This is a genomic window from Thalassolituus maritimus (genome assembly GCF_900156675.1).
GTDB lineage: Bacteria > Pseudomonadota > Gammaproteobacteria > Pseudomonadales > Oceanobacteraceae > Thalassolituus > Thalassolituus maritimus.
In genome coordinates, this window is record NZ_FTOH01000003.1 from 238,963 (window position 1) to 259,207 (window position 20,245).

The 20,245-nt window shown below is 48.6% G+C and carries 19 protein-coding genes; 12 read left to right on the forward strand and 7 right to left on the reverse strand.

Annotated elements, in window-relative coordinates; translation table 11 throughout:
- The first annotated feature begins 19 nt into the window (after nt 1-19).
- The 3 genes from BW941_RS06005 (at nt 20) to BW941_RS06015 (ending at nt 5,527) form a co-directional block, all read left to right on the forward strand.
- The gene (locus BW941_RS06005) at nt 20-394 is read left to right on the forward strand and encodes a hypothetical protein (RefSeq protein WP_076514725.1); all 375 of its coding nucleotides are present in this window, start codon (nt 20-22) and stop codon (nt 392-394) included.
- A gap of 440 nt (nt 395-834) precedes the next feature.
- Nucleotides 835-2,154, forward strand: coding sequence for an outer membrane protein transport protein (locus tag BW941_RS06010; protein ID WP_076514726.1), 1,320 nt, complete (start codon nt 835-837; stop codon nt 2,152-2,154).
- Nucleotides 2,155-2,164: 10 nt separating this feature from the next.
- Nucleotides 2,165-5,527 (forward strand): Ig-like domain-containing domain, encoded by a 3,363-nt coding sequence (locus tag BW941_RS06015; protein WP_076514727.1) that lies wholly within the window; start codon nt 2,165-2,167, stop codon nt 5,525-5,527.
- A gap of 17 nt (nt 5,528-5,544) precedes the next feature.
- On the opposite strand, the gene BW941_RS06020 is transcribed toward BW941_RS06015, so the two are convergent.
- Nucleotides 5,545-5,982 carry a CBS domain-containing protein gene (locus BW941_RS06020; RefSeq protein ID WP_076514728.1) on the reverse strand — a complete coding sequence of 146 codons (438 nt, stop codon included), beginning with the start codon at nt 5,980-5,982 and terminating at the stop codon, nt 5,545-5,547.
- Between the two features lie 197 nt (nt 5,983-6,179).
- Here BW941_RS06020 and BW941_RS06025 point away from each other — a divergent pair, with 197 nt between their 5' ends.
- The gene (locus BW941_RS06025; protein ID WP_076514729.1) at nt 6,180-7,208 is read left to right on the forward strand and encodes a metallophosphoesterase; all 1,029 of its coding nucleotides are present in this window, start codon (nt 6,180-6,182) and stop codon (nt 7,206-7,208) included.
- A gap of 335 nt (nt 7,209-7,543) precedes the next feature.
- On the opposite strand, the gene BW941_RS06030 is transcribed toward BW941_RS06025, so the two are convergent.
- Genes BW941_RS06030 through BW941_RS06045 form a run of 4 tightly spaced genes read right to left on the reverse strand, consistent with a single transcriptional unit; the run spans nt 7,544 to nt 11,862 of the window.
- Nucleotides 7,544-8,743 carry an ABC transporter permease gene (locus BW941_RS06030; RefSeq protein ID WP_139325764.1) on the reverse strand — a complete coding sequence of 400 codons (1,200 nt, stop codon included), beginning with the start codon at nt 8,741-8,743 and terminating at the stop codon, nt 7,544-7,546.
- A 32-nt stretch (nt 8,744-8,775) separates the two neighbouring features.
- Complete coding sequence (locus BW941_RS06035) at nt 8,776-9,993, reverse strand: ABC transporter permease (RefSeq protein WP_076514730.1); 1,218 nt, start codon at nt 9,991-9,993, stop codon at nt 8,776-8,778.
- Nucleotides 9,990-10,718 carry an ABC transporter ATP-binding protein gene (locus BW941_RS06040; RefSeq protein ID WP_245820054.1) on the reverse strand — a complete coding sequence of 243 codons (729 nt, stop codon included), beginning with the start codon at nt 10,716-10,718 and terminating at the stop codon, nt 9,990-9,992. The genes BW941_RS06035 and BW941_RS06040 overlap by 4 nt, the downstream gene beginning before the upstream one ends.
- Nucleotides 10,711-11,862, reverse strand: a complete 1,152-nt coding sequence (locus BW941_RS06045; RefSeq protein ID WP_076514731.1) for an efflux RND transporter periplasmic adaptor subunit — start codon at nt 11,860-11,862, stop codon at nt 10,711-10,713. The genes BW941_RS06040 and BW941_RS06045 overlap by 8 nt, the downstream gene beginning before the upstream one ends.
- A 671-nt stretch (nt 11,863-12,533) precedes the next feature.
- Here BW941_RS06045 and BW941_RS06055 point away from each other — a divergent pair.
- The 8 genes from BW941_RS06055 (at nt 12,534) to BW941_RS06095 (ending at nt 18,447) form a co-directional block, all read left to right on the forward strand.
- Nucleotides 12,534-13,265, forward strand: coding sequence for a DUF2806 domain-containing protein (locus BW941_RS06055; RefSeq protein WP_084188688.1), 732 nt, complete (start codon nt 12,534-12,536; stop codon nt 13,263-13,265).
- 49 nt (nt 13,266-13,314) lie between these two features.
- Nucleotides 13,315-14,112 (forward strand): hypothetical protein, encoded by a 798-nt coding sequence (locus tag BW941_RS06060; protein WP_076514734.1) that lies wholly within the window; start codon nt 13,315-13,317, stop codon nt 14,110-14,112.
- 1,076 nt (nt 14,113-15,188) lie between these two features.
- The gene (locus tag BW941_RS06070; protein WP_076514736.1) at nt 15,189-16,109 is read left to right on the forward strand and encodes a GDSL-type esterase/lipase family protein; all 921 of its coding nucleotides are present in this window, start codon (nt 15,189-15,191) and stop codon (nt 16,107-16,109) included.
- Nucleotides 16,110-16,158: 49 nt separating this feature from the next.
- Nucleotides 16,159-16,665 carry a GNAT family N-acetyltransferase gene (locus BW941_RS06075; protein ID WP_076514737.1) on the forward strand — a complete coding sequence of 169 codons (507 nt, stop codon included), beginning with the start codon at nt 16,159-16,161 and terminating at the stop codon, nt 16,663-16,665.
- 17 nt (nt 16,666-16,682) lie between these two features.
- Nucleotides 16,683-16,946: a VF530 family protein gene (locus BW941_RS06080; RefSeq protein ID WP_076514738.1), complete on the forward strand. Its 264-nt coding sequence runs from the start codon at nt 16,683-16,685 to the stop codon at nt 16,944-16,946.
- A gap of 100 nt (nt 16,947-17,046) precedes the next feature.
- Entirely contained in the window at nt 17,047-17,259 is a 213-nt protein-coding gene (locus BW941_RS06085; RefSeq protein WP_139325765.1) for a hypothetical protein, read from the forward strand.
- Between the two features lie 327 nt (nt 17,260-17,586).
- Complete coding sequence (locus BW941_RS06090) at nt 17,587-17,982, forward strand: hypothetical protein (RefSeq protein WP_076514740.1); 396 nt, start codon at nt 17,587-17,589, stop codon at nt 17,980-17,982.
- Between the two features lie 33 nt (nt 17,983-18,015).
- Nucleotides 18,016-18,447, forward strand: a complete 432-nt coding sequence (locus tag BW941_RS06095) for a hypothetical protein (RefSeq protein ID WP_076514741.1) — start codon at nt 18,016-18,018, stop codon at nt 18,445-18,447.
- A 145-nt stretch (nt 18,448-18,592) separates the two neighbouring features.
- Here the strand turns inward: BW941_RS06095 and BW941_RS06100 are convergent, their stop codons facing one another.
- On the reverse strand, nt 18,593-19,135 hold the full coding sequence (locus tag BW941_RS06100; protein WP_076514742.1) for a DUF2058 domain-containing protein: 543 nt from the start codon (nt 19,133-19,135) through the stop codon (nt 18,593-18,595).
- Nucleotides 19,136-19,157: 22 nt separating this feature from the next.
- Complete coding sequence (locus BW941_RS06105) at nt 19,158-20,234, reverse strand: 5-(carboxyamino)imidazole ribonucleotide synthase (protein ID WP_076514743.1); 1,077 nt, start codon at nt 20,232-20,234, stop codon at nt 19,158-19,160.
- Nucleotides 20,235-20,245: the final 11 nt, after the last annotated feature.

Here is a 20,245-nt window from a genome sequence, read left to right on the forward strand (position 1 = left end):
TATTGGCTTAATATGGCGCATGAAAAATCACTATAAAAAAATCATGCATCGCTCGATCTTATCCAGTCTCTTCGTGGGCCTGTTGTCATTATCCGCCAATGCTGTCGCCGATGAGCAGCCGACAGACAAAGAAATTCTCAAGATTCAGACCATCGCCAGTTGCATCGATGATGTCTACTACCAGGGTGGTTACGAAGAAGGCGATACTGCTCGTATCGACTTAATCGATACCATGCTGGTGCTGTTTGAGTTACCCGCCTATGACGAAGAGTATCTGTATATGGATGTTCCATACGACGGCAAACTCTCATCTGAACTCTATTATCAATGTATTAGCGGTCAACGTGACATGCTGGATGAAGCTGCGGACAGCCTGGGCTTCGCAGCTCACTAGTCAACCCTAATGTGAACGGGATACAAACGCGTGTCCCCATATCCTTCTGATTTCCCCCATTTCTATTTTCTGTATTTCATCTTTTTTCTATTTTTCTATAAAAATATCATACCGTTTATCCTCTGATATTTAACGCTTATCTGAAGCTGAAATTGCACCTTGAAAATCGATAATTTAAAAGCGTCACACTGGTCTTTGTGACTATTGTGCTTTTTATTAATTACTCATCAAAACTGGAAATTTACGATTTTAAAAAATTCGTTTAGTTTGGGTTACTAATAATTACATATCCATCCTAAGTCATTGATTTTTATAGTTAAAAAAATCGTGTAAATAAGGAAACCAAGAGTAACAATTGTTTAGTAGCTGTAATTTTAAGTGCTCTGATAGAGTTTGTTGTAACTCCTTGATCTAAAAATATTAATAGTGGAGACAACATAATGCCTTTCTCTATTCGCCCGTTAGCGGGTGTAACTGCTTTTTCTGCTCTGATGATGACAACAGGCGTACACGCCAATATGGGCACCATCGGCAATACCTATGGTCTGTTTCCGCAGGACGTAGCAACGACGCAGGCGCTTTCTATGTTCAACCAGGAAGTGTCGGCGACATATTACAACCCATCAAGACTGGTAAAAGATCAGCGTGGTGAGCTTTCTACCGGGCTTCTGCAGGCTGAAGCCAAGCTAGAGGCTGCGGGACCAGATCGTTCAGGTGATCTGCTGTCGCGAACGCCAACGGCATCGGTATTGCTGGGATTGAAAACTGACCTGTCGAAGCTAACGACCTTTGACCACCCGATGTTTTTAGGTGCTGTTATCGGCGTAGAGAATTACGGCTTCTCTCTACTTGAATTTCAGTCTGAGACCAGCGAAGGCGGGCAGTTTCTGGAATACGACCGCCAGCCTCTGTTTGTCAGTGTTGGTGGTGCTACCGAACTGTTCCGTGGCTTTAGCGGCGGCCTGTCTGCGCGGGCGACGTTAAATAACAATGCGACGCTGACAACCACGACTGACCTCGCAGGTAACACACAATACGAATCTTTGAATGTGCAGGCTGAGCCAGCCTTATCATTTACGCTCTCGAATACGCTTGATCTGGGTGAAATGTTCTGTCCGTATTACGACTGTGCCGTCACCGGGCTTGAGTTTGCTGTGGCATACCAACAGCGTTCTTACTCTCGCACCAAAGTAGAAGCAACGACGGTCATTCCGGGTCTTATTCCGGCCTCTGATCCCCTTAATTTCACCATTCAGACGTACGACTCTTTTCAGCCAACCACCATTACAGCAGGCACGCAGTTCGATCGGGGATCAATCCGCATTGGCGCGGCGCTCGAATATCAGGAGTGGTCGACTCTCGAAGACCAGTTTTCAAGCGACACCATCAAAGATCAGGCCGGTGCCGAATTTGAAGACATCATGATTCCGCGGCTTGGCGCAGAGTATCGTTTGGGTGAGTCGTTCTCACTGTTGGGCGGCTTTTCTTATCGACCAACTGCGCTGAAAAGTACTCAGACCGTAGACGTAAACCTGTTTGATACAGATCGCTATATCGTTGGTGTAGGGCTGTCGGCCAAGGTGGGTAAGCAGATGTTCCTTGCTCATCCACTGCAGATTGACCTCGGCTATCAGCGTCAGGAGCTGGTCGACCGCGATTTTACCATTGCGAATTCCCGTCCTGGCACAGCCAATAATATTGAAGTGACTACCGGCGGTAGCGTGGATGTATTCAGCGGCTCTATCAGCCTGAAGTTCTGAGGAGGTCGACATGAAAAAGTCATTAATTATTGCATGTACATCACTCGCGTTAGCGGCGTGTGGTGATAAAGACACACAGACGCTGCTCGGCGGAACCATGGTCGAAGGGCCTGACGGTACTTTTCTTGCGCCGTTTTTAAGTGCGAGTGTCGAGTATTCGTATCCGGCTGACGGTCAGATTAATGTGCCACCTGTCACCGACCTTGTGCTCCGTTTTACCACCCCTGTAGATGATCCATTATTAGTTGAAAAACTGGTTCTGGTGGACGGCGATGGTAATAATGTCGCCATCAGGTCTGTGCGCAGTGTAGATGGCGGGCGCGGTATTGTCGCGACTCCTACACAAGAGCTTTCTCCGGGCGCTGATTACAGCCTGACGTTTGATGGTGTACTTGGCTCGGGCACCAATGCGATTGCAACGCCGAACGCAACTGGCCCTGAGGGAATCCAGTTTTCTACACGCCCGGAAGCAACCGGTCCTTTGTCGCTGACATCGGTGGATGATGATTTCGGTATTCTGGAATTATTGCCTGATGGCAGTAATTTTGAAGTGATGGATTTCTCCACATTCCGTTTTCTGTTTACGCAGCCTGTTGACCCTGAATCCGTCGAATACGGCGTGAATGTACGACTCCTTGATGCCAATAATAATCTTGTGCCAGCTGACGTTATTCTTAAACACCAGTCATTAACGATTGATCCATGTACTGTCGCACTGGTGGCAGAATGCGGCAGCGAATCAGATCGACTGATCGCAGGTGAGGCTTATCGCCTTGAGCTTACAGGGGTACGGCCTCTGAATGATGATGGTACGACGGGCATCAATTACTCCCTTGATTTTGTGCCACGGGATACCACGCCAACATCCATTCTGATTCAGGATATTGTCGATTCAGAAAACTCAGAAATATCGCCGTTAAACGAAGGTCTGGTCAATGGGGTAGTGCTTAATTCGGTATTGCAGGGCGTCACTGATTTATCGCAGCAGACCGGCACTCTGAATGCAGAGCTGGCCTATGCGGTTAACTTCCCTGGCAATCAGCCCGTACCACTGCGCATTGCTCGCGGCAGTACGCTCATGAGTTCATCACTTGATGTAAAAATTAATGGCAATGTTCCTCTTCTGGATGCTGAAACAGGCCTTCCGCAGGAAACCGGGTCAGTTATTGTGACCTTTATTTCTGACGCTAACGGGTACCTGTACCCGAACCCTTACACCGATGACCCGGAAGCTCAGCGTCATATACGCTTATTTATGGATGTCAGTATGAATACCGCTGCAGCACAGCCAAATGCGTCGCTCTCGCAGGATTTAATGCGCGTCGAACTGGTTGGGTTGGCTCAGGTACGCAATGGTTTACTGGAAATCAATTCCATCGGTATTGTCGAACCTAATATTCTCGGTCAGGACGTTGGTAACGCCACCATCGCGTTTAAATTGCTTGCCGAAACGAACGACCAGATCGAACGCTTATTTGATCAGGAGCAGAATCAGGCGCCGAATACTCCGCCACGCCTCGTAAGCTGGGTGCCTGGCTTTGAGACCGCCATTCCGGCGACACGCCAGTCGATGCAGCGCCCGGGTGATCCTATTATTCTGAATTTCGATCAGCCGCTGCGCCGACAGGCCGGAGAACTCGTCGTTATTGAAGAGAATGGCGTGCGGCTATCTGCTGAAAACGTGACCAGTGACATTGACGGAACCGTACTGACGGTACAGGTTCGTGGCGGTCTTAAACCTGCAGCGGAATACGTAGTCACTACGACCAGCCGCTTACAGAACCTTGAAGGGTCGCCAGCACTGGCTGACACACTGACGTTCAGTATGCCTGCAACACAGCAGACAGATCAGGAAATTAAAGTTTCGCCTCTGGCGCTGACGACGTATCCCGGCTTCCCGTGTGTATCAACAGCCACTCTGAGTGATATTTTTCCGCTGCCACCCGAGCAGCCAAATCACGGCCAGTGCGTCGTCTCTGAGAATACGCCTGCTGAAGTAGAAAATCAGACATTGCCATTAACTACGATGCCAGCTGATCGGCCGATCGCGGTTATTTTCTCGCAGGTGATGGATATTGATTCAATCAATCTGAATACCTCGTTTAAAGTTGAGCGAGTTAACGAAGACGGAGAAATTACCCCGGTGTCGGGTCGTCTTGAAAAGGCTCGTCAACGTATTCGTTTCTTCCCGGAAAATGCTTGGGAAGAAGGGCAGGTCTATCGTTACACAATGGCGTCAGCACATGCTGATTCGGTAAACGATACCGTATGTGATGAGCTGGATATCATCTGCTCAGATGCCGGTCTTCCACTGCAGACGGATCTTCTTGTCGACTCTGAAGATTTCGGCGGCCCGGATATGGTGATTTACTTCCGTGGCAGCGCTCCTCAAGAATCTATTTTTACGCCGCTGCGTAATTACCCTGTGCGAGATGCTAACGCCAATTACGTTGTCGATTGCGGGGAGCCATGCCTGGAACCATCAACCAGTCCGATAACGGCGTCAGGGGATGTCTTGCCGTCAGAGAATGCCGCAATCCTTACGGTAGTTAACGGAGAAGCAACGCTTCTCAACGAGACACTCTCACTGCCAGCACGTAATGGGTGTGATCCGCTCGGTGACGATTGCCCCGACAATAAGGCCGTATTCCAGACATTAGCCCTGAATACAGAGGTGATAGGGCCAACGGTCGATCCAGAAACCGGTCAGCAAGCCGTAAAAGTACACCTGTATCCCATGCTTCTGGCGACCACACCTACCAGTGTTTTTCTCCCAGTGCTGGGCGAGCAGACCACCGGCACACAAATCCTCCGTATGCGCTACACCACACCGACCGAAGACAACCCAATGGGGTTGGTGCCCGGTATGATTGTTACTGGCGATAACGGTCAGCCAATCTTCAAAACAGAGGTTACTCTGGCGCTGGATTCTCCTAACCTGGCGTTACCTGACGGTGGTAAAATACTCAGCCACAATCTTTACAACTATCCGCTGCCTTTGACGCTGGTGGGAGACATCACATTCTTTGATGATGGCCGCATGCAGATTGAACAGCGCAATCAGAACGTTCCGCCAATTAATGTACTCGTGAACATTGATCTGGAGTCGGCACTTGGAGAAGTCGGTTCAACCGTGGACGACCTGGTAAACGCGATCACTATCTTTACCGGAGATCTCACTGAGTCACTTGACCCTGTCACCTGTGGCGCAACCGATGTTCCTCTGCTGGGCATCCTTGCAGACGTTCTCTGCACAGAGAATGAGTCAGACGAAGTTGCTTCTCTCCTTATCCCTCTGGAAATACAGGAAGAAGATCTTTATCTGAACTTTATCTCACTGCCAATTAAAGAAGCGCCGGAGGTCAGACGGTAACGTCTGCGCCGGTTAATCTAATCCCTTTGTTCGGGGGCTGCGGGTTTGTTATACCGAGCCTCAAGCCCCCGAAATACATCCCGCCAGGTCAGAATACCTGCAATCTTATCTTCATCGTTGAGTATCGGCAGACAGGTGACGCCGTGTTGGTATATCAGCGATACAGCCTCACGGATATTACTGCCTGCTTTGATGGTAACCGGGTTCCGACTCATAATCTGATGAGCCTTCTTGTTAATCGTTGCAGTATCGTGCGTGGTTTCTGCCGGTGTGCCAATGTATGGGCTCACCGCTTTAAAAAAGTCGCGATCGGTAATAACCCCACGTAACCGGCCATTCTCAGCCACCAGAACGTGATGGAAGCGCGTATTAATGAATATTTCCTGGAGCTTTGTCAGTTTGTCATCAAGATGCACGGTAACGACTTTGGTGGTCATCAAAGAATCGACAATCATAGGGACCTCCTGCCTATCAAACCTCTGTCAGATGAGTTTAGCACTCACCAGCGAAAGTGACTGATGACCCGACGTATCTACTTGGCTCGCTGGGTGGCGGCACGTTTCTAGCAGCTTGTGTAGGATGTTTCACAAATCTGAAGCACTGGGGCGTTACACTCAGTGGTTTTATTGCAATGTTGGTCTGGAGACAGAAGATGAAAAAGCTCGCATTGATGGCGCTGGCCGTACATTTACCCGCCTATGGCATGTCCTGGTTTCCAGAGGAACCTGAAGAGCCGGTCGTTGAGGTGCCAGAAGGCGCAGTTTCTTTTATCGCCATCGGTGACACCGGTACGGGCGAAGACAAGCAGTATAAGGTTGCCGCAGCCATGAAGGCAGTCTGTGATGAACTCGGCTGTGATTTTGCACTGGGGCTGGGTGACAACATTTATGAAACTGGTGTTGATTCAGTCGATGATGTTCAGTTTATTGATAAATTCGAAAAGCCGTATGCAGACGTTGATTTCCCGTTTTACATGACGCTCGGCAACCACGATAACGGCTGGTTCAGTGGTGACGGCCTGGATAACGACAAGGGCGAGTTTCAGGTTGATTACCACTACGCCGAAGACCGTATGAGTGATAAATGGAACATGCCAGCACGCTATTACTCGTTTACCGCGCCTCTTGAGTCAGAAGCACCACTGGTGACTTTTTTCTCTCTGGATTCTAACCCGCTGGCAGCCGTCTCTGATCCTGATCCTAAATACCGTCAGTTTAAATACTATCGGGTTCAGGAAGAGTGGATCGAAGCTGAAAAAGAATCTGCGACGACACCATGGAAAATTGCGTTTTCCCATCACCCGTATATTTCAAATGGCCGTCACGGTAACGCAGGCTGGTACGATGGTGTTCCTGCTTTCGGATACGCTTTTTATGATTTCGTAGGCGACAATTTGTGCGGCGATTTTGATCTGATGATTTCAGGCCATGATCATGATCTTCAGATTCTGCCCCCCGTAGAACGTTGCGATGGTATGACCCAGATAGTGTCAGGTGCAGGCGCAAAACAACGTCCACTGGACGATGTAAATCGTAATCCGGCAGAATTTCAGCAGGGCGATGTACTGGGTTTTATGCATTTATATATTGAGGGAAATCAGCTGACAGTCCGTGTCTATACCGTCGACGAAGTGACTGGAGAGCACACGCTGGCGCACAGCTATCAACTGACGCGAGATTGATTTACTCACTTGCTGATGCATGTAAAAAGCCACTGGCAGCCTGTCAGTGGCTTTTAATTTTTAATCATGCTGCAAACGTTACCGGCCCAGAAGTTGAGTCAGACTAAAGTTTCTCCTGCTTGATTGGCAAGTGTTGTGCCATCTATTTATATCTTTGTAACTAACGGCAAGTTATGTATCGCAGCTCAGCAGCGATGGGCTTTTAGCGACAGGATGGAAATTATATGGAAAGGGGATTTAAACCGCTTTTACGATATTGGTGCGTGAGTGGTTGGTATTGGTGCGCCAAACTGGTCGAAAACAGTGCAAAAAAACGACATCGTGGGGCACGATTATTATTCACCTCGTAACGCTTCAATCGGGCTCAGGCGTGATGATTTATACGCAGGCCAGATACCTGAAATTAGCCCGGTAATAACGGCGACAGCGATGGCCAGTCCGAGTGTCGAAAACTGAATCTGAACCGGAAAGGCCGGTGCCAATAGACTTAATAGGGCAACAACAACGGCTGTGATAACGATGCCGATAAAAGCTCCGAATAAAGAGAGCATGACGGCCTCGCCCAGAAAGAGACTGAGCAACTGCCGTCGCGGACAACCAATGGCTCGCAGTAACCCGATCTCTGCGGTGCGCTCGGTCAGGTTGGTCGTCATGATGGTGAAGATACCCACGCCGCCGACTAATAAAGAAATCCCACCCAAAGCCGCGACGCCTATGGTCAGGATGCCGAGAATGCGGTTCATGCTACTGAGCATTTCATCCTGGCTGGTCAGGGTGAAGTCTTCCTGGCCGTGGCGTTTTATCATCACCGCTTTTATGCGCTCAAGCATTTGGGTGGATGTTGTGCCCTCAGAGAACACGACATCCACTTCCATTAAGCCTTCGCGATTAAAAAGCGTAAGAGCACGATCCGCAGGAATGTACGCCATATCATCAAGATCAAACCCCAGTGTTGAGCCTTTGGGTTGCATCACACCAATGACCCGATAACGCTGGCCACCAATGCGGATAAACTTCCCGAGCGGGTTTTCGCTACGAAACAGCTCTCGGTATAAGGTGTCGCCTATCACTGCAACGGCAGGGCTATTGCCGCCGGTGTCGGGCAGAAACTTTCCCATCGCCAGAGGGAAATCCCAGGCCTGATTAAAATCAGAGGTCGTACCGAGAATCTCTGTACTGCGAACGCGCTCGCCATAACGTACAGGCCCCGAGCCCTGAACATTTGATACCACCCATTCGCTGCCGGTAATTCTCGCTAAGGCTTCGGCGTCATCGAGGGTCAGTAATCGCACCGAGCTGATTAACCCTCCGGCCATACCGGCGGTTTCGCTGTGGCCCGGCGTGATCGCAATAATACGTGTGCCAAACTGTGAGAAGCTATCCAGAACATACTGGCGAACGCCGTGACCGAGTGTGGTTAACAGCGTGACTGCGGCAATACCAATGGCGATGCCGAGCGCAGTTAATACGCTTTTGCCCGGCTGGCTGGTGACAGGTGAGGTAGCAAGGCGAAGCCAGTCGTCAGGTCTGATCATTTATATTTCCCTCGCAGCAAGGTCTACCACAGTTATTTCCCTGCCTGAGCTTGCAGTGCCAACACGGGTGGTAGCTTTGCGGCTTTCTGCGCCGGTATCCAGGAGAAGAGAATACCCGCAATGGCAGACACACCAATCGCCGATACGCTGGCCCACAAAGGGGTTGCGAAGGGCACTTCGGGAAATTTAAATCTGAGGCCCCAAAGAATAAACTCTGCGATCAACATGCCGAGTACAGCGCCACTGGTGGCGAGTAACGTAGCTTCGGTAATAAACAATAAGCGGACTTCTTTTGATGAAGCCCCGAGTGCTTTTAGTAACCCAATTTCAGCCCGGCGCTGAGCAACGCCGATGAGTGTCATATTCATAATTAAAACCCCGGCGACTAACAGGCTGATGGCCGCAATACCGGCGACTGCAAAGGTCATGATTAACAGTACATTATTAAAGGCGCTGAGCAGGCTGTCGGGTGTAACAATCGTAATATCCAGTTGGCCGTCGTGGCGTAGCTTCATTTGCTGCTCAACGGCTGTGGTCATGGCTGGCACAGCATCAATGTTCTCAATCTGAATCATTACCCTGAACAGACCTTCGGTATTAAAAATCTGCATGGCGTTATCTACGGGCAAGATCAGAGCGTTGCTCATATCGAATCCGAAACCCGTTCCCGAGTCAGTGAGTACGCCCGTCACGCGGCAGCGATAATCCGCGACATTTATCCATTGCCCCAGTGCGCGTTTCGGCCCGAATAATTCATCCCTCAGGGTTGCCCCTAAAATACATTCCGAGCGGCTACGGCTACCTTCGCGAGTGGTAAACGCCTGCCCCTGGCTGAACGCGAGATCACGGATGCTGAAGAAGTCCTGAGTTGTCCCGAGAACTAAACTATCGCGGCTCAACCCTGAAATGCTCAAACGGCTGGTGCCCACAACGATAGGTGCAATACGCTCGACATCGGAAATTCGCATGAGGCTTTGGGCATCTTCAAGCGTGATATCACGGGTGCCTTCGCCGGTTAATGGCGGTAGGCCGCCGGTGGTTTCTTTTCGGCCGGGCAGCATGACTAACACATCGTTGCCGAGGCTTGCGAACTCGGCCATCACGAACCGTCGTCCGCCTTCGCCAATGCCGGTCAGCAACACCACTGCCAATACACCAATGGCCATAGCCACTAACTGCATGGTGGTACGAAAACGCGTTCGTGTCAGTGAGCGCAGGGTAAAGGTGAAGTGATCCTGCAGGCGGATCATAGGGCGGGCTCTTCTGATGAGCTAATGGCGAACGTATCGTCGCTGACGATGGCGCCGTCCACCATACGTAAACGTCGCTTTGCGCGCTGGCCGAGTGCCATGTCGTGCGTAACCACCATTAAGGTAACGCCCTGAGCATTTAATTCTTCCAGCAGCTCAACTACGTCGGCGCCCGAATGAGTATCAAGATTACCGGTAGGTTCGTCGGCGAGCAGCAGCGGTGCCTGCATAATAATGGCGCGGCCTATCGCCACGCGCTGGCGCTGTCCGCCAGACAACTGCTCTGGTTTATGATCGGCGCGCTCCGTTAACCCTAAGCGTTGAATAACAGGTGCTAAGCGTTTACGGCGTTCTGCTGGAGGAATACCTGCCAGCACCATAGGCAGCTCCATATTTTCACGGGCACTCAGGCGCGGTACTAAGTGGTAAGACTGAAACACAAAACCAATGTGGTCACGGCGATAACCCGCGCGCGCTTCCTCGCTCATGGGTACGGTGTCTTCGCCCGCGAGCCAGTACTCGCCCTCATCGGGCACATCCAACAGGCCCAGCATATTCAACAGTGTCGACTTGCCTGAACCAGACGGCCCCATCACTGAAATATATTCGCCTTGCGTAATATCCAGATTGATATCATTGAGCGCATGCACTGTCTGATCACCGAGCTGAAAGCGACGATGCACTCCGCGAACTTTAATGGCCCCAGTCTTCATCGCTTCAGTCATGGACAATAGTATCCAGAACGCGCACGGTGCGGCCGTCTGTCAGGTCGCTCTGGCCGGGTTCGTTAATGATCAGATCATCTTCACTCACACCGCTTATGACTTCACTCCAGGTCCAGTTAGTCAGGCCCAGTTCTACCTGCTGCTTAACGGCGTGACCGTCTTTGGCGAGCATCACATGATCCGTATCGATTAATAGCTCGGTAGGAAGCCGCAGGGTGTTATCAGAGGTTGCCGTAATAACCTCGATATCGGCGCTGTAACCAATCAACAGATGGGTGCCGTCAGGGAGTTCGTTGAGGCGTACATCAACATCCACCGTACGGGCCTGTTTCTCTTCATCCTGAATATAAGGCGATATACGCGAGACATGGCCATCAAAGGTGCGGTCGCCGAAGGCATCCAACGTAACGCGCACAGGCATATCCAGTGCGACCTGAGCCGCATCTACTTCATCAATTGGCGCCTGCACGTAAAAACAATCGGGGTTGATCAGATCAATGGCGGGTGGTGTGGCCACGCCCGGAGGCGATGGTGTGGCGTATTCACCGATCTCGGCGTTCACCTCAGCAATAATGCCAGCGAAGGGAGCGCGTAACTGGGTTTGCGCAAAACGCGCTTTCTGCAGATCCAGACTGGCAGACGCCTGAGTAATCAGGGTTTCTTGCTGTTTGCACGAAAGCTCACTGATGGTTGCGGCGGTTTCGGCGCGGTCTAACTGCTCAGAAGATGCCATCTGGCGTTTATGAAGATCATGAATACGGCGCTCTTCACGCTTATCCGATTGTGCCTGCGTACAGGTAGCCTCGTGCGAAAGCCTGGCAGTATCCAGCTGGGCCTCTGCAGTCGCCAGAGTGGCACGAATGTCTTCGTTCCAGAGCTCCATCAAAGGCGCGCCAGCTTCAACTTTATCGCCCTGAGCAACATAAAGAACACTGACCTGGCCACCAAGAGGTAACGACAAGCGCGAACGCTGGCAAGCCTTAACCGTGCCTGAGCGGGTATTGGCGACACTGGCTTCAACTAAGCCGACAGAGGCCTGCGAGACCGTGACATCAAGCGGGCTCTCAGGCCAGTAGCGCACAGCGGCGACACCAGCGCCAATCAATACGATAGGAATCAAAATTTTAGGAGAGGGGAGACTCATAATGGCCTTCAGGGTCAGTGACCGTGGATTTCCGTATACGCCATAACATATAGAGTGGGCGGAGGAAGGGCAATGATGTAGGTCAGGGTATATGAAATGAATCGGGAGCTGATATGGCGTCGCCTCAGGCACTTTGCATATAGCGCTAAGGTCGGTATGCTCGGTATATTGAGAGGAAGCTTGGCACCCAAGCACAGGCGTAATCGCGAGCTAAATAGCCAAGTGTGCTCGTATGTCGGAAGGGAGATCTAAGTTATGGAAGATACTTCAATGCAGTCACTTAATTACTTCCGGAAATCTCGAGAGAATGTTCTAGGGAAATGCGCAGGCGGACTAATAAGTTGGTAAGTAAACAGGGGGAGGGGGATGGATTTTCCAGGTGAAACGCTTCTCATAAAAATGTGGGAGACGCTCGCTGAAAAGGGTATTGGTTCTTTGTTGGCGCCGTGGCACGAAAAGCGCATGGGTGAAGCGAGGTCTCAAGTTCGGAAACAAGAGATGCTGGTTATTGCTGAAGCGGAGAGAGAGGCTGAGGCGATAAGGTCTGGTGAAAGAGGTGTTCTAGCCAATAGTGACGTTCAGCTTCTTGAGGGGCCAAGAAGATGCCACTCTGTAGCAGGTAGAAAGGAACCTACTATCGATCTATCGATCTATCGAAGCTAGCGGTTGCCATGAGGAATGATGAGTTTTCAGAATCTCTAAGAAAGGAAAGGAATGTCGCGATGTCGATTCATGTGGCGGAGGACGTTCTTTCGCAAGATGTTCAAGAGCCATCGGATAGAGATGTGGATGATGATTGGCTTTATTTCTGGCGAGATTATGAAGGCAAAGTTTCAGCTGAGGAATTACAAGAGCTTTGGGGAAGAGTGCTAGCAGGTGAAGTGAAAAACCCAGGAACATACTCCGTAAGGACATTGGATTTTTTAAAAGTCCTGTCAAGGGAGGAAGCAGAGCTAATAAGTAAAGCGGCGCAATTTGTTATAGATGGCCGAATATTTAGAGGTAAAGACGAGTTTTTAGAAGAAAGTGGACTGATTCTTCCTCAGATGCTACATCTCCAAGATATAGGTGTGCTTTCTGGGTTGGAATCCCTTGGCTTTAAAGCTACCTATACGTCTATTAAACCTGATTGCTTTTACTTGGGCTTGGTTGCTAGTAACAGGATATTGCTGATCGAAGGCGAAGATACAAATAAAGAAGCGGAAGCAGAAGTCTATTTGGTGACTAGCATAGGCCGTGAGGTCTTAAAATTAGCAAGCTTTAAGGTCAATGAGGGCTACTTAAAGTCAGTTGCCAAGGACTATGTCAAAAAGGGGTTCAAGGTTAGTGTTGCGGATTGGACTTGGGTTTCGGATCGAGAAGGGCGTTACTCTAATAGAATCGAAATAACAGATAATGCTTAACATGGAGAAGTAGTGGGTAGGTTCATTTTCTTGCAGAAGGACTAGATTGATGGGATATGCAGCGTTAACAACACCGTCCAGAGCAAAGAGGGCATCACTTTTCTTTGATGAAGTTCATATTGTTGTTGCCGATCCTTGGTGTTCGAAAGCTGATGAGGAAATTCTCAACTCATTCTATTTTGAGCCAAATGTTTCTGACTCTGACATGCCTATTACGGTGCTTAAACGTTATCAACAAGGCCTTCATGAAGGAAAATATCGAGAAATGGTTCTGTCTGACATAGCAATATCTAATAATAGAGTTGTCCCTATTATTGATGTTTTAGCTCTCACTTACCCCAAAGATGATATTAGAAACCTTGGCGTTGGATTCTGTGCAACGCTTGATAACCTTCCGACAATTGATGAACGATTATTAGAGTGGGAGCAAGCCTTGGAAATACGATCTGACACGGACAGTTTAAAAAGAATTCGTAGGCTCAGAGGGTGGTTTCTCACCGGGTTAGCAAATATGGGGGTGGATGAGGCCTCAGATGTTCTTTCTTTGGCTATTGAAGATTATGAAAACTCATTGAAAAAGCATGGTGTTGCTACCGTTATTGGGTGTATGTCAATTTTAGTAAAAAAAGAACAGTTGATTGGCACAGCAAGCGCGACTTTAAGTGCAGGTTATTTCGGTGGAGAAGTAATGGCCGCACTCACCGCTAGTGGAATGCTCTTGGCAAATGTTGCTCTATCAATAGCAGAAAAAAAATCTGAACTAATTGAAATAAAAAATATTGATCCTAATGGTGTAGGTCTTCTTTTGGATATAGAGGAGAAATTATCAATCACAGTGAAAAACTAACAATTAAAATAACACAGACGATGATCTTCCCCCGATAAAACGGACATCAAAGTCAAACTGACGAGGTGTCCAATGCCAAAAATATACTCAGCCAAGAAAGATCTAGCAGTGTTCGAACGAGTTTAAAGTTAAAGCGGCTCAGCTAAGTCTGATAGAAGGAATTCAGGGGCAGAAACTAGCGAATACTCTCGACATTCATTTATGCTGTCACGATGGCGAAAAGAATACCCTGAAGGCAGGTCGTGGTAGATATGCCTAAAGATTTATCAAAGGGACTCCTAAGAAAGAAAATGAAATCTCGAACATTAAGAATCTTGATGCAGAGAACTAGAAGCTCAAACATGAGTTTGATCTACAACGCATTACTTCTGAATGAGAATACCTTCTAGTCATATTCCGAATGGGCAGTACTAAGAAAGTGAGTGACAATAAGGGCCAGATTGGATCGCTAAGCAGGGTCTGCTTGATCCTGATTCGGGTCCTGATCGAAGGTTGTTGAACTCACGGTACTCTCAAGGAGGAATGTATATGCCAACACGTGCAGAGCTGTTAGATGCAATCATTAATGCAAGAGGGTGTCAGTGCCAAAGCCCTAATACCGCCGTTAATATTAGAAATTGTGGCCGCTTCAGCTGGGTCAGTCGCAGCTGTCTGGATGCAATGGGGCTAGCTCCCGAGCCAAGTCACTGCCCGGTTTGCAATGGCACCGGCCCGTGGCAGCTGGACCATATGAACCCATGGCGGCAATATATTGTTACTGTGGGGGCTCCACACGTAGCAGTTGATCCTACACACACTAACTATATGATGCTCAAAAAACTGGGAAGAGCACTCTATAATGACCCTCAGAATCTGTGGTGGCTTTGTGCATCCTGCAATCGCAAGAAAACGGACTACGTATACGACACGGCGGCTCAGCTAACAGATCTGACTAACTCGCAAGTGCCTTCTGGCGTGAAAATGCGCGGCCCCGCAAATTTATGGAAGATTGTCTCGCCTGCGAAATAATAGAGTCTTATTGAATAACACTAACTTAGTAGTGGAATTATAAAAACATCAGAAAAGGACAGTAGAAAATGGGAATGATAAAAATTCTCGCGCTGGTATCATTTTTTATGATTCCGTCTATGAGTGCACAATCACAAAGTGCGTCTGGTCTTCAGATCATAAGGCCTCTGGGTGACTCAATCACGTTTGGCTATAGTAGTGATTTCTCCGCTACGGGACAGAACTGTTATAACGCACAGGTATGGTGCCTTTATCCGAATGTAAAGTACGGCGGTAATTTTGGTGGAGGTTATCGAGGTATTCTGACCTGGCTTGCTATTAGCGAGAAGAACAGAGTTCTTAAACCCTTCACAACAGTGGGTTTTCAGAGTGGCGGTTCATCAATCCAACAATGGGTGACGAACAGTCAACTACATGATGGCTACCCTGGTGCGCGAACTGATCAGCTGGTTCCGTACTCTATGATGTTTATGCCACCGTTCCCTGAAACACCCGTAACTTTCATCCACCTTGGAACGAATGACATTACTCAAGGGCACCTTGACGACAAGCTGGATCAAAACACGATAGTCGATGCTGCTATAGCTAATCTCTCTACGATCGTGAAAAACGTGGTTAACAACACCAAATCAAAAGTTTATTTGGCAAAGATAATCAAGTTTTCTATATCTAAGTATTGCCCAGGCCAAACCACTAGCAAGTGCGCAGATTTCTCTCTGGCAAACCCGATTGTTGAAGCCTATAACGAAAAAATTGTGAAGGAATTTTCGAGCAACAAGAACGTTACCATAGTAGAAATGGATAATATTCTTGAAGCCAGCGACTATAGCCCGGATGGGGTTCATCCTGCATTGTCTGGTTACTTTAAAATGGCTTGTAAGTGGGCTGAATCGGCAAATATGTTCTTAGACAATAAGTCATGTGATGATGTGTCGGTTGCAGATCTTACGTCACTGCCTCCAGTCGCTACCGTGCTACCATATGATTAATTGAACATAAAACAGAGTGCAGAGTCTCTGCACTCATTGGGGAGTCATATTGAGTATAACCATCCGCAAAGAGCAATCAGGTGACGTAGAAAGTATCCATCGTGTGACGGTTTCTGCATTTCTTGATGCGCCACATACTGATCATACGGAGCAGTTTATTGTTAAAGCGCTTCGTGATTCGGGCGTGTTATCGATCTCTTTGGTTGCTGAGATCGAAGACAGCGTTGTAGGGCATGTGGCTCTGTCTCCTGTCACCATTAGCGATGGTTCTGATCACTGGTATGGCCTGGGCCCAATTTCAGTTCACCCCAGCAATCAGGGGCAGGGCGTTGGCGCGATGCTTATGAATGCAGCAATTGAAGAGCTGAAACGTATCGACGCCAAAGGCTGTGTGTTACTCGGTGATCCCGGTTACTACCATCGTTTTAGTTTCAAACCTGAAGAGGGTCTGGTACTTCCTGATGTACCTGCGGAGTACTTTCAAGCTCTTTTATTGCAGGGAAGCATCCCTCAAGGCATTGTCGCTTATCATGATTCCTTCTCTGCAACGAGTTAACAGGCCTGGCCATCTTTATGAAAGAACATAACAAGAATGATCCTCTTCACGGAGTGACTCTCGAAGCCATCCTCAACCAGTTGGTTGATCATTATGGCTGGGAAGGGCTGGCTAGCCGGATCAACATCAACTGCTTCAAATCAGACCCTTCAGTTAAATCGTCGCTGAAGTTTCTACGGCGTACGCCCTGGGCGCGAACCAAGGTAGAGGATCTGTTTGTTGGCACTTTCCATTTGGACAGTAAGCATTCAGCCAGTAAGCCAAACCCCTGGGGTAAGTAAGTTCGCTGATTAAAAAAGGAATTTGCCGATGGACCTGTTCAGGATACTTCTCTCAATATGTGTTTTTTGTATAAGCGCGTATCTCGCGGTTGATTTGTTCGTGTATGGCTTCAGTCTGCCGGTACTGCTTTTCTGTATCGGTGGTTTTGTCCTGGTGCACTTTCTACTTCCTAAGAAGTCATCGGTTGATGAGGGCTTTTACGAAATTGTCGACCTCGTACTCGATTTACCTTATCGGACAATAGCGACCATCATTCGTAGTATAGGAAGGTTGTTCCGCGATGGAGATGGTGGGGTCGATCTGGATATCTGATGGTATTTTCTGAATTTTGTATGGCAGAGACAAAAAAGCCCGCTTATTAAGCGGGCTTTTCGTTTTAGTCACCACGTCAAATCATCAGAATCTGATACGCTGCATGCTGATAAGTTTACGAAATTGACTGTCAGTTGGTGGTCAATTAGTATTGAAAAAATTTAATACCGAGAGAGATTTCTATCTCTTTGAGGCCTGAATGTTAATGGAAGTTATCGGGTTTGATGCCTAGATTGCGACTTGAAATGCTTTAATATTGGGCTGGCTTTTTAAGATTTTAGTCGATTTTTGTTGAATGGGTTTTAAGGAATAAAACTAAGGATTTTTATGAATGCGGCAATTAAAAGCCTGACTCCGAAGGTTTTGCGGGATTTTGTACTTACTGCGATTCTCAGCCGTTGGGAGGGTGATAGGGACTGGGGGAGTGTTGATGTTGAAATTCGCCAGTTTAAGTATCTAGGTATAGGTGAGTCAAATGAGCCGATTGAGTTTTATTGTCGTATCTATTCCCGAGAGTGGTTTTCATGGCTGTGTGGTTTTTCCATCAAAGATGTTTGTGATGTTATAGCTAGTTACTTGGAGGATTCGTTAGATTGCCTCAACTTTCGTTGCGAGGCTGTGCGATACGAGATGAGGAAAGTTCCCGGTACTAATGAATACTCGATTGACCTGGAAATTAAAATAGTAGATTCAGATAACTATACAGGAAATTTAGGGTGGTGAGTTTGGTTACCTCCATTTTACAAGGAGTTGAAAATGTCGACTGAATATTTTGGTGCGATTAGCGTGGCGTCTATCGAAAATTCTCTTAATAGAATGTTGTCGGAATTTTTGAATGTTGATGTCGATTCGGCAGATTTTTCAGGATTTTTTGTTTCTCGATTTGGCTTCTCCAGTAGAGATACGGAGCAGTACCCTGTCACTTTTCAGGTGAAACTAAAAAGCTCTGGAGACTTTAAGGAGTTTTCATTACCACCTAGTGAGATAGTGGCTTGTATGAACGCATTTTTCTCGTCACTTGATGGAGCAGAAGATACAAGGTTCCGGATGGCGAGAATCAATTATGAGTATCCTCAATATGAGGGTGATGCGGAAATTTCTATGTATTGCTTACTTGAAAACACTTCAGACGTTGCGGTTAAAAGGAATAGTACTACCCTGACTGATAGCAGTGTTATGGCATGGTAAGCGTTAAAGTAGTTTGTTATCAGCTATTTTGATTAAAGATGGTTTTTCCATCTTATTCAGCAGGCACCTCTAATGCAGAATATTTTATCTGGTGCAGACATGAAGCAGAAAAAAGCCCGCTTATTAAGCGGGCTTTTCGTATCCATCACCACATCAGATCATCAGGAATCTGATACGCTGCATACGGATCATCTTCATCCATCTGGCCGTCGGTCTGTTCGGCGATCACGATAAAGTGGCCATCGTCGCGCTCACGGATCTTCTCAGCTACTTGTAGTGGAATCACGGCGTAGCTGTTGCGATGCGCGATGATCGCCAGCTGGCCTTTTGACAGACGGTCCCATACAGCCTGATCAACGTAGAGGCTTTTTACTTTCTTGCCATCAACAAACTGATACTTGATGTCGCCTTGTGCAGCGCTGATCAGGTTGTTGTCGACGAGTTGCTGCACCTGAGCTTTGATGGCTTTTTTCTGGGCTTCTTCGTCGCGTTGTTTGTTCAGTTCTTTGTCGCGGGCGGCTTTTTCTTTACGCGCTTGCTCCGCTTTTTCGCGGGACTCGTCGGCGTTGTTTTCCTGCCCGGTGCGCTTCAGGTGTTCCTGGCGCTTCTTTTCTTTGTCGTTTTTCTTCTGCTTCTTGGCGTCGGTTAATCCGAGGCCAAGCAGCTGATCCTGAAGTGACTTTGCCATTAGTTCGCCTTCCTTCTGCTTTTTATTGCTTAGGCGGCCAGATGCCTTCGGGCATCAGGGCGTTCAGTTCTGTGATGGTGGCGTCGCGTTCTGCATCGGTGCTGCCTGTCACGGTTACGTGGCCGAGCTTACGGGCAGGGCGAGCTTCTTTACCGTAGGAATGACGGTAGGCGTTGTCGATGCCTTCGGCTTTTTCTGCCGGAGTTTCTTCGCCGATCACGTTGAGCATAGCGACGGAGGCAAACTTAGGCTCGGTCGCGCCGAGGCTTTTGCCTGTGATGGCCAGCATGTGGTTACGGAACTGAGAGGCTTCGGTGCCTTCAATCGACCAGTGGCCAGAGTTGTGTACGCGTGGTGCTACTTCGTTGCCAACAAGGCCGTCTTCGGTGTCGAACAGCTCAAGGGTAATGGTGCCGACGTAGTCGAGGCTTTCTGCCAGCTGACGGATATAGCGCTCAGCCTGTTCAGCTTTCTCTTGTGAGAGTGCCGGTGCAGGGTAGAGGCTGTAACGCAGGATGCCTTCGTGGTGTACGTTTTCGGTCATTGGGAATACAACGATGTTGCCGTCGCGGTCGCGGCTGGCAATAACTGAGGTTTCGCGCTCGAAAGGTACAAAGGCTTCAGCGATGAGTTCGCGGTTGCCGATGGAGTTCCAGGCCGGTGCTGCATCGTCTGGTGTACGCAGTACGAACTGGCCTTTGCCATCGTAACCTTCGGTCGTGGTTTTCATCACGATCGGCAGACCGAGTTCTTGTACCGCTGTATGAACGTCTTCGAGTGAGTTCACGGCACGGAATTCTGCGGTTGCGATGCCTGCGTTACGCAGTGCATTTTTCTCCAGCAGACGATTCTGGAAGGTTTTCAGGGCGTTCAGGCCTGGGTAGAGCTTGTCGGCGTGTGGCTCAAGTAAGGTCACGATGTGCGCCGGGATGTTTTCTGTCTCGTACGAGAGGATGTCGACCGAGGCAATAAATGCTTCCAGCGCTTCGTCGGTGTGAGCGCGCAGGTCGTACAGTGAAACCTCAATATCCTTAAGATCAGTGATACTGGTTTCTAACATCTGGCCAAGCTGGCCGTTACCTAAAATACCTACTTTCATCGGGATGTCCG

Excerpts from the sequence above, each read along its gene's own strand:
- BW941_RS06060 (WP_076514734.1), top strand. The coding sequence starts at position 13,315 with ATGGGATATGCAGCGTTAACAACACCGTCCAGAGCAAAGAGGGCATCA.
- BW941_RS06095 (WP_076514741.1), top strand. The coding sequence starts at position 18,016 with ATGTCGACTGAATATTTTGGTGCGATTAGCGTGGCGTCTATCGAAAAT.
- BW941_RS06080 (WP_076514738.1), top strand. The coding sequence starts at position 16,683 with ATGAAAGAACATAACAAGAATGATCCTCTTCACGGAGTGACTCTCGAA.
- BW941_RS06020 (WP_076514728.1), bottom strand. The coding sequence starts at position 5,982 with ATGATTGTCGATTCTTTGATGACCACCAAAGTCGTTACCGTGCATCTT.
- BW941_RS06070 (WP_076514736.1), top strand. The coding sequence starts at position 15,189 with ATGGGAATGATAAAAATTCTCGCGCTGGTATCATTTTTTATGATTCCG.
- BW941_RS06005 (WP_076514725.1), top strand. The coding sequence starts at position 20 with ATGAAAAATCACTATAAAAAAATCATGCATCGCTCGATCTTATCCAGT.
- BW941_RS06035 (WP_076514730.1), bottom strand. The coding sequence starts at position 9,993 with ATGATCCGCCTGCAGGATCACTTCACCTTTACCCTGCGCTCACTGACA.
- BW941_RS06030 (WP_139325764.1), bottom strand. The coding sequence starts at position 8,743 with ATGATCAGACCTGACGACTGGCTTCGCCTTGCTACCTCACCTGTCACC.
- BW941_RS06105 (WP_076514743.1), bottom strand. The coding sequence starts at position 20,234 with ATGAAAGTAGGTATTTTAGGTAACGGCCAGCTTGGCCAGATGTTAGAA.
- BW941_RS06015 (WP_076514727.1), top strand. The coding sequence starts at position 2,165 with ATGAAAAAGTCATTAATTATTGCATGTACATCACTCGCGTTAGCGGCG.
- BW941_RS06025 (WP_076514729.1), top strand. The coding sequence starts at position 6,180 with ATGAAAAAGCTCGCATTGATGGCGCTGGCCGTACATTTACCCGCCTAT.
- BW941_RS06045 (WP_076514731.1), bottom strand. The coding sequence starts at position 11,862 with ATGAGTCTCCCCTCTCCTAAAATTTTGATTCCTATCGTATTGATTGGC.
- BW941_RS06040 (WP_245820054.1), bottom strand. The coding sequence starts at position 10,718 with ATGACTGAAGCGATGAAGACTGGGGCCATTAAAGTTCGCGGAGTGCAT.
- BW941_RS06090 (WP_076514740.1), top strand. The coding sequence starts at position 17,587 with ATGAATGCGGCAATTAAAAGCCTGACTCCGAAGGTTTTGCGGGATTTT.
- BW941_RS06100 (WP_076514742.1), bottom strand. The coding sequence starts at position 19,135 with ATGGCAAAGTCACTTCAGGATCAGCTGCTTGGCCTCGGATTAACCGAC.
- BW941_RS06055 (WP_084188688.1), top strand. The coding sequence starts at position 12,534 with ATGAGGAATGATGAGTTTTCAGAATCTCTAAGAAAGGAAAGGAATGTC.
- BW941_RS06010 (WP_076514726.1), top strand. The coding sequence starts at position 835 with ATGCCTTTCTCTATTCGCCCGTTAGCGGGTGTAACTGCTTTTTCTGCT.